The sequence below is a fragment of the Endozoicomonas sp. ONNA2 genome, assembly GCF_024606365.1.
GTDB lineage: Bacteria > Pseudomonadota > Gammaproteobacteria > Pseudomonadales > Endozoicomonadaceae > Endozoicomonas.
The window spans coordinates 1-8,196 of record NZ_JAHHPO010000911.1; the positions used below are offsets into that span (position 1 = coordinate 1).

The following is an 8,196-nucleotide window of genomic DNA, read 5'->3' on the forward strand; positions in this document are numbered from 1 at the left end:
CGACTGCATGGATGCAGGAGCCAGAGCAACGCAGGAGCAGTTGCCGCGTAGGGCAGTCTATTCTCGGACAGCCTCCTGGCTTATTCAAGAGAACTGCTATGACGCCTGAAACGTTTGCGCGTCTGACCAGAGAAGGATACAACCGCATCCCCGTGGTGCGTGAGATTCTGGCAGACCTGGACACACCGTTAACCACCTATCTCAAGCTCGCCAATGGCCACTACTCCTACCTGCTGGAGTCTGTAGAGGGCGGTGAAAAGTGGGGGCGTTACTCAATGATTGGCCTGCCCTGTAGCACCTTGCTCCGGGTCAACGGCGATCGTATCCAGATCGAAACTGATGGCCAGATTGTGGAAGAACACACCACCTGCGACCCACTGGCGTTTATCAAGGCATTCCAGCAACGTTATCAAGTGCCGGAGCTGCCGGAACTGCCCAGATTCACCGGCGGCCTCGTGGGTTATTTTGGTTACGATACGATTCGCTATATTGAACCCAAACTGGCACACAGCCCCCCGAAAGACGAGCTGCATACACCGGACATTCTGTTAATGGTGTCAGACGAACTGGTGGTATTGGACAACCTCAGTGGCAAACTGATCCTTATTACCCATGCCAACCCTTGCCAGCCAGCTGCCCTGGAAAAAGCACAATTTCGTCTGGACAACCTTGTGCGCCAATTGCAGACCAGCCATATTCAACCTCTGGTCCAGGCATCTGTGCACCCCGCCGGTGAAGATGATTTTCAATCGGGGTTTGGCGAAAAAACCTTCAAAGCCTCGGTTGGTAAAATTCGGGATTACATTCTGGCAGGCGATGCAATGCAGGTGGTGCTCTCCCAAAGAATGTCAATCCCCTATGACAGCTCACCGCTGAATCTTTACCGGGCGTTGCGAAGCACTAACCCTTCGCCCTACATGTACTACATGGATCTGGGTGATTTTCATATCGTCGGCTCTTCTCCGGAAATTCTGGCCCGGCTGGAAGATGGCGAGGTGACCGTAAGACCCATTGCCGGCACCCGTAAGCGGGGTGATACCGAAGCAGAGGATAAAGCGCTTGAACAGGAGCTGCTCAATGACCCCAAAGAGCTGGCAGAACACCTGATGCTGATCGACCTTGGCAGAAACGATGTTGGACGTGTAGCCACCACAGGCTCAGTAAAACTGACGGACAAGATGGTCGTCGAGCGATACTCCCATGTGATGCATATTGTCTCTAATGTGACGGGTGAACTGACAAGTGGACTGGATGCCCTTGATGTACTGAAAGCTACGCTACCCGCCGGGACGTTAAGCGGGGCACCCAAAGTACGGGCCATGGAAATCATCGATGAAATGGAGCCGGTAAAACGGGGGGTCTATGGCGGCGCATTGGGCTACCTGGCCTGGAACGGCAATATGGACACCGCTATTGCCATCAGAACAGCGGTGATCAAAGATCGTCAGCTCCATATTCAGGCCGGTGCAGGTATTGTTGCAGACTCCTGCCCTGACCTTGAATGGAAGGAAACCATGAATAAGGGGCGCGCCATATTCCGTGCGGTAGCCATGGCTCAAACCGGCTTTATTAAAGGGGTGAAACACTGATGCTGTTAATGATCGACAACTACGACTCATTCACCTTCAACCTGGTTCAATACTTCTCAGAATTGGGCGCTACTGTCGACGTTCACAGGAACGATCACATCACCATTGCTGATATCGAAAAGCTAAAGCCAGAGCATATCGTTATTTCCCCGGGTCCGTGTACACCAAACGAAGCCGGCATATCCATGGATATTATACGACACTTTCAGGGTAAAATCCCCATTCTGGGTGTCTGTCTTGGTCATCAGAGCATAGGCCAGGTGTATGGCGGCAGGATTGTTCGCGCCCGACAGGTGATGCACGGTAAAGTTTCTCCGGTCTTCCATCAGGATTTCGGGGTGTTTCAGGGTCTGGCCAACCCGGTCACAACAACCCGTTACCACTCACTGGTGATCGACAAGGAGAGTCTTCCTGACTGTCTTGAGGTGACCGCATGGACTCAATTTGAAGACGGCAGCAATGATGAGATCATGGGTGTTCACCATAAAGAACTGCCCGTTGAGGGCGTGCAGTTTCACCCGGAGTCCATTATGACCGAAATGGGGCATGAGCTTCTGGCCAATTTTCTCAAACAGTCCACATAATCATTGATCCGGGGAGTGAAGCAATGCAGATAAAAGAAGCCATAAACCGGGTCGTGCAACATCTTGACCTGAGCCGTGATGAAATGGTCGAAGTCATGGAGCAGATCATGACCGGCCAGTGCAGTGACAGTCAGATTGCGGCCTTTCTGACTGGCATGCGGATGAAAAGTGAGAGCATTGAAGAAATCACCGGGGCGGCCATGGTTATGCGAAAGCTGGCTACCCGGGTTGAGGTTAACGCTGAGAATCTGGTGGATATTGTCGGTACCGGCGGGGATGCAGCCCACTTGTTCAATGTCTCTACAGCGTCGGCATTTGTTTGTGCCGCTGCCGGTGCCCACGTGGCAAAGCATGGCAACCGGGGGGTTTCCAGCTCAAGTGGCAGCGCCGATCTTCTGGAACAAGCTGGCGTTAACCTGGCTATCAGTCCCGATCAGGTGGCCCGCTGCATTGAAGCGACAGGTGTTGGTTTTATGTTTGCGCCAGCCCACCACTCAGCCATGAAAAATGTGGTCGGTGTGCGACAGGCGCTGGGCATTCGTACGCTGTTTAATATTCTTGGGCCGATGTCCAACCCGGCTAACGTGAAAAACCTGCTGATTGGTGTCTTTAACCGGGAGCTATGCCGCCCTATGGCCGAAGCCTTGCGCGAACTCGGTAATGAGCATGTTATGGTGGTGCATTCCGTCGATGGACTGGATGAAATCAGTATTGCCAGTGCAACTCACGTTGCTGAGCTGAAGGATGGCAACATCTGCGAATACACCCTGAAACCGGAAGATTTCAATATTAACTCCCAAAGCCTGATTGGGCTGGATGTGAAAGACAGTCATGAATCACTGGCGTTGATCAAAGACGCCCTTGGTAAACAGGAGGGAAAATACGCTGAAAAAGCCGCCAGCATTATCACCCTGAATGCCGGTGCTGCCATTTATCTTTCGGGAGTTGCCGGTGGCCTTGAGGAAGGCATTCTGATGGCCCTGGACGCTATCGATAGTGGTCTGGCGCTGGAGAAAATGAAAGAGCTGGCCAGCTTCACCCGCGTTTTTTCTGCAGAAGCAGCCTCCTGGTAAGTGCGAGGATCCAATTCATGTCGCTACCGACGATTCTCAATAAAATCATAGCACGGAAGCATGAAGAAGTTTCCGAGCGCTGTAACACCATGTCGCTTGATAAAGTGAAAACACTGGCCGCACAAAACACCCCGACACGGGGCTTCGCCCGTAACCTGCTGTTACGGTTTGAAAAGCACCAGGCAGCCATCATTGCGGAAATCAAAAAAGCCTCTCCCAGCAAAGGGGTTATTCGGGAACACTTTGAGCCCGCCGAGATCGCCAGAAGCTACGAACGCTCTGGAGCCAGTTGCCTGTCCGTGTTGACCGATCGGGATTTCTTTCAGGGGAGTGATCACTTTTTACAAGCCGCTCGAGATGCCTGCTCTTTGCCGGTGTTACGCAAAGACTTTATGGTTGACCCGTATCAGATATACGAAGCCCGGATGATTGGTGCTGACTGTATCCTCCTGATTGTCTCCGCACTGTCTGACCAACAGCTCAGTGAATTTAATGCGCTGGCTCAATCCCTTGGAATGGACGTTCTGGCCGAGGTGCACGGCACCGATGAGCTGGAAAGGGCACTGCCATTACCGGGCGCTATTCTCGGTATCAACAATCGTAATCTGCATACGTTTGAAGTCAGTCTGAATAATACGTTTGAGTTGCTGAACCTGATTCCTGATAGTCGGCTGGTGGTTACAGAAAGCGGTATACACACAAAACAGGATGTGGAATCCATGGTCCGGCATAATGTGACGAGCTTTCTGGTGGGTGAAGCTTTTATGCGCCAAGAGGATCCGGGAGCAGGGCTCAGGACGTTGTTTGGTACTTATTTATGATTGCAGGCCGCCCTGAAAGGGTCAGCCAGACGTCAGCTATTGAATGATCCCACAAGCTATTCTGGCACCACCGCCACCGAGGGGCGGGGTGTCAGAGTAGTTATCGGCACCAGCATGAATCACCAGCGAGCGCCCCTTCAGTTGCGAGAGCGACAAACGGGGCGCATCAATCGGGCTGACCGCTTGGCCATTTGCATCAACCATTAATACCGGCAAATCTCCCAAATGCCCGTGACCCGCAGGCCCCTCATGGTGGCCAGTGCTGTCTGGGTCATAGTGACCACCTGCGCCCAGGGCCGCAACGCTCTGGCCATCCCTTTCTCTTGGCTCACAGGAAGGATTTTCATGAACATGAAAGCCGTGTTCCCCGGGTGGCAGATCATGAAGCGCCGGATGCAGTCTGACCCCTTGGGTAACATCATCACCTTGTTGGATAAACACGCTGCCCAGGGTTGGTCCATTACCTGTCGGCGTCACCCGGAACATCACAACCTCCAGCTTTTCCTCTTCCCTGTCCTCAACATGACCCGAATTATTTGAACAGCCCAATAACAAGGCAGATACCGTGATCGGCAGAGCCAGAAACCTGATACCTTTATTCACCATGTCAGAAACTCCTGATAGAACATATAAGTAGTTAATCAAATGAAATCATATTTTCTGACTAAGTGATCAGTCACTCTGCAGCGTCGCAACTTTGCCACATAGCCAAGAGGCTGTACGGGAATAGACTGTCCACTTAGCCAGAAATATACGATTCTATTTGGCAAGCTTAAGCCTCTTGAGCCTCAGTATAGGTTCCAATGACACAACAAAGGCTGATTATTACGGTGTCTGTGACGGCCCCTGATTTTTTTACTCAAAGGCTTTAGCAAAAAATAACCGAGGGGCACCCGGTTACTGCTGATGGAGGCTTCTGTGTAAGTCCAGTTGCCATAGACTGGCAAAAGCTTGTGAAGTCAGAAATAAGCCTCGCCCGATAGGGCGGGGAGTGTCGCAATTGCCTTCAAATACACACAGCCTTAGAAACGAGAACAGGAATTTCAAATGAAGGCACAAGTCAAGTGGGTTGATAACCAGCGTTTTCTGGGACTGACCGACAGTGGCAATTCCATCGTCATGGATGCCGATAAACACCAGAAAAACGCGCCAGGCCCCATGGAGATGGTGTTAATGGGTTTAGGTGGGTGTTCTTCGGTGGACGTGGTTAATATCCTGGAAAAAGCGCGTCAGAAAGTAACCAGTTGCCATGTAGACATTGAGTCAGAACGTGCTGATGCCATTCCCGCCGTTTTTACCAAAATACATCTGTCTTTTGTGTTGAAAGGCAGCAACATCAAAGCATCACAGGTTGAACGTGCGGTTAACTTATCCGCCGAAAAATACTGCTCGGTTGCACGCATGCTGGGTGAAGGTGGCGTTGAAATTACCCACAGTTACGAGATTATTGACACCGATTAAACCGCAAAGGCACGAAGGCACAAAGGAAGCCTTTGTTTGCTGAGCCTGAATCAGGCAAGCCCAGAAAAAACTTTGTGTCTTTGTGCCTTTGTGGTTCCCTTCTTTTTATGGCCTTTTGCAAAGACACACAATCAGCCTGGCGGCCACTGCATTTGGCGGCCCGCCAGTAAATGCAGATGTATATGATAAACCGACTGCCCACCATGGCTGTTGGTATTCAGGGCAAAACGAAAACCATCCTCACTCACCCCTTCTTTGGCAGCGATGTCTTTGCCTACCAGCATCATCTTGCCCAGCAGTGACTGGTCTTCTACTACGGCATCATTCATCGTTGCAATATGCTTTTTGGGTATAACCAGAATATGGGTCGGCGCCGCCGGGTTAATATCCCTGAATGCCACCACCTCTTCATCTTCAAAGACTTTATCTGCGGGAATATGACCCTGAGCAATTTTACAAAAAAGACAACTCATCAAATTCACTCCTTGCCTGTAAACAATCACCTGGCTGGTGGCTCCATTTCCCGTTCCCACAACAGCGATGCAGCAACCACAGCAGCAGGAATAATCAGCAAATTGATCAACGGTATCAACATGGCCAGGTTAACAACGGCACCAAAAGGCCACGACGTTGATAGCTTCAGTTTCAATCGCGATAACATTTCGGAAAACGAGACACCGCGGTTATCCGCTGCATAGTCACAATACTGGATAGCCATCATCCAGCCATTGAATAAAAACCACAACACCAATCCAAGCACCGGAACAAAGGACAGTATCAGCAGCAGGATTGCGCGGGGCAGGAAATACAACAGTTTGCGCAACTCCCTGCCAATACTTCTCGGCACAATTGTCAGCCAGTCAGACAATTTAAGATCAGGCAGTACAGCACCTTCCATTCGCTGCACCTTTTCCGCCAACAGTGCATTAAACGGAGCTGCAATAAAATTCCCGATAATGGTAAACGTAAAAAACATCACCGCAGCCAGTGCCAGAAAAAACAGCGGCCATAGCAGATACTCCAGAAACCCCAGCCAGTCAGGCATCCAACCGGTGAGTTGCGCCATCCACAGAGAGAAATATTCCGATGCCCAATAAATGATCCCACCAAATACCAGAATATTAATGACCAGCGGGATCAAAACAAAACATCGCAACTGTGGCAGTAAAATCATTCTCAGTCCACGGATAAAGTAACCAGGACCGGATGTCAGGGTATTTTGTATCATCAATTTGTGTTTAATGTTTGCCAGAAACCGGAATATTACACCAGCAAAAATCATTTCTCTTGTTTTCTTCGCATATCTGGCAACAGACTATAACCCCAATCACTTTTGCCAATTGCCATGGGTGAAAGGCTATAGCTATTATATGGCCATCTAATCTTTCTGGAGTAAATAATGAGCACAACACGACACTCCCGCCTGCTGATTCTTGGTTCCGGGCCTGCGGGCTACACCGCCGCTGTTTATGCCGCAAGGGCCAACCTGAACCCGGTGATGATTACGGGCATGCAACAGGGTGGCCAGCTGACCACCACAACGGATGTCGATAACTGGCCTGGTGGCCAGGAAGGGCTTCAGGGCCCTGGCCTGATGATGGATATGGAAGCCCATGCCAAACGCTTTGGTACAGAAATTATTTTTGACCACATAGAAGCAGTTGATTTCAGTCACAAGCCATACACCCTGAAAGGCAGCCACACCTATACCTGTGACGCCCTGATTATCGCTACCGGGGCCAGCGCCCGCTACCTGGGTCTGGACAGTGAAGAAGCCTTCATGGGTAAAGGGGTATCCGCCTGCGCAACCTGTGACGGATTCTTTTATAAAAATAAAGATGTCGTGGTGGTCGGTGGCGGTAACACGGCGGTTGAAGAAGCGCTCTATCTCTCTAACATTGCCAGCACCGTTACCGTGATTCATCGCCGCCAGGAATTTCGCGCAGAAAAAATCCTGCAGGACAAATTGATGGATCGCGTGCGCAACGGAAATATCAAACTGGTTCTTGATTCTGTTCTGGATGAAGTGCTCGGTGACGATATGGGGGTAACTGGCGTTCGGGTTAAAAACGTACTCGACGGCGCCGCTCAGGAAATATCAGTAGCAGGGTGCTTCATCGCCATCGGCCATACGCCAAATACCGATATGTTTGCCGGTCAGCTGGACATGAAAGATGGCTATATCCGGGTGAATAGTGGTCTGGAAGGAAACATCACACTGACTTCAAAAGAAGGAGTATTTGCCGCCGGGGATGTTATGGATCATGTCTATCGTCAGGCGATTACCTCTGCCGGCACTGGCTGTATGGCAGCATTGGATGCCGAGAAGTACCTGGATGACCTGGAATCCTGAAACTGTAGGTATGAATAAACACCCATTCTCAGGGTAGACATTAAGCGCCTGCTTCCCGAAGGGGAGGCTTAATGTCAACCCTGAGAGTATCAGATAACATCGTACTCAATTTCAACTGCCTGCTTTTGCTGACACACCAATTTAAACAAATCAGTTAAAACTGATGCCTGTTTTGGCCTGACATAGTTTTTGCTTCTCTTGCTATTCTCAAACAGTCTCGAACTGTTACCACAGGAGCTAATACCAATTCCACCTTCTAGATATGAACTGCGCAGCCATTTTGAACCGCTGGATCTTCGTTGGAATTCCTCGCAA

Annotated in this window: 10 protein-coding genes; 6 read left to right on the forward strand and 4 right to left on the reverse strand. The window is 50.5% G+C overall.

Annotated elements, in window-relative coordinates; all coding sequences use genetic code 11:
- Positions 1 to 98: 98 nt before the first annotated feature.
- The 4 genes from trpE to trpC are packed head-to-tail and all read left to right on the forward strand — an operon-like array spanning position 99 to position 4,067.
- Entirely contained in the window at positions 99 to 1,589 is a 1,491-nt protein-coding gene (gene trpE, locus KDK14_RS16175) for an anthranilate synthase component I (protein ID WP_257266219.1), read from the forward strand.
- A complete protein-coding gene (locus tag KDK14_RS16180; RefSeq protein ID WP_257266211.1) occupies positions 1,589 to 2,173 on the forward strand; it encodes an aminodeoxychorismate/anthranilate synthase component II in 585 nt (194 codons plus the stop codon). The genes trpE and KDK14_RS16180 overlap by 1 nt, the downstream gene beginning before the upstream one ends.
- 23 nt (positions 2,174 to 2,196) lie before the next feature.
- Positions 2,197 to 3,246: an anthranilate phosphoribosyltransferase gene (trpD, locus tag KDK14_RS16185; RefSeq protein WP_257266212.1), complete on the forward strand. Its 1,050-nt coding sequence runs from the start codon at positions 2,197 to 2,199 to the stop codon at positions 3,244 to 3,246.
- Positions 3,247 to 3,263: 17 nt separating this feature from the next.
- A complete protein-coding gene (trpC, locus tag KDK14_RS16190; RefSeq protein WP_257266213.1) occupies positions 3,264 to 4,067 on the forward strand; it encodes an indole-3-glycerol phosphate synthase TrpC in 804 nt (267 codons plus the stop codon).
- Positions 4,068 to 4,103: 36 nt separating this feature from the next.
- On the opposite strand, the gene sodC is transcribed toward trpC, so the two are convergent.
- Positions 4,104 to 4,673, reverse strand: coding sequence for a superoxide dismutase [Cu-Zn] SodC (gene sodC / locus KDK14_RS16195; RefSeq protein WP_306671573.1), 570 nt, complete (start codon positions 4,671 to 4,673; stop codon positions 4,104 to 4,106).
- 441 nt (positions 4,674 to 5,114) lie between these two features.
- On the opposite strand from sodC, the gene KDK14_RS16200 reads away from it, so the two are divergent.
- Positions 5,115 to 5,528 (forward strand): OsmC family protein, encoded by a 414-nt coding sequence (locus tag KDK14_RS16200; RefSeq protein WP_257266214.1) that lies wholly within the window; start codon positions 5,115 to 5,117, stop codon positions 5,526 to 5,528.
- A 131-nt stretch (positions 5,529 to 5,659) separates the two neighbouring features.
- On the opposite strand, the gene KDK14_RS16205 is transcribed toward KDK14_RS16200, so the two are convergent.
- Positions 5,660 to 6,001 (reverse strand): histidine triad nucleotide-binding protein, encoded by a 342-nt coding sequence (locus KDK14_RS16205; protein WP_257266215.1) that lies wholly within the window; start codon positions 5,999 to 6,001, stop codon positions 5,660 to 5,662.
- A gap of 26 nt (positions 6,002 to 6,027) precedes the next feature.
- The gene (gene cysZ, locus KDK14_RS16210; RefSeq protein ID WP_257266216.1) at positions 6,028 to 6,810 is read right to left on the reverse strand and encodes a sulfate transporter CysZ; all 783 of its coding nucleotides are present in this window, start codon (positions 6,808 to 6,810) and stop codon (positions 6,028 to 6,030) included.
- A 117-nt stretch (positions 6,811 to 6,927) separates the two neighbouring features.
- Between cysZ and trxB the strand changes: the two genes are divergently transcribed.
- Positions 6,928 to 7,881, forward strand: coding sequence for a thioredoxin-disulfide reductase (gene trxB, locus KDK14_RS16215; RefSeq protein WP_257266217.1), 954 nt, complete (start codon positions 6,928 to 6,930; stop codon positions 7,879 to 7,881).
- 89 nt (positions 7,882 to 7,970) lie between these two features.
- Here the strand turns inward: trxB and KDK14_RS16220 are convergent.
- A partial coding sequence (locus tag KDK14_RS16220) for a hypothetical protein (RefSeq protein ID WP_257266218.1) occupies positions 7,971 to 8,196 on the reverse strand: 226 nt, incomplete at its 5' end.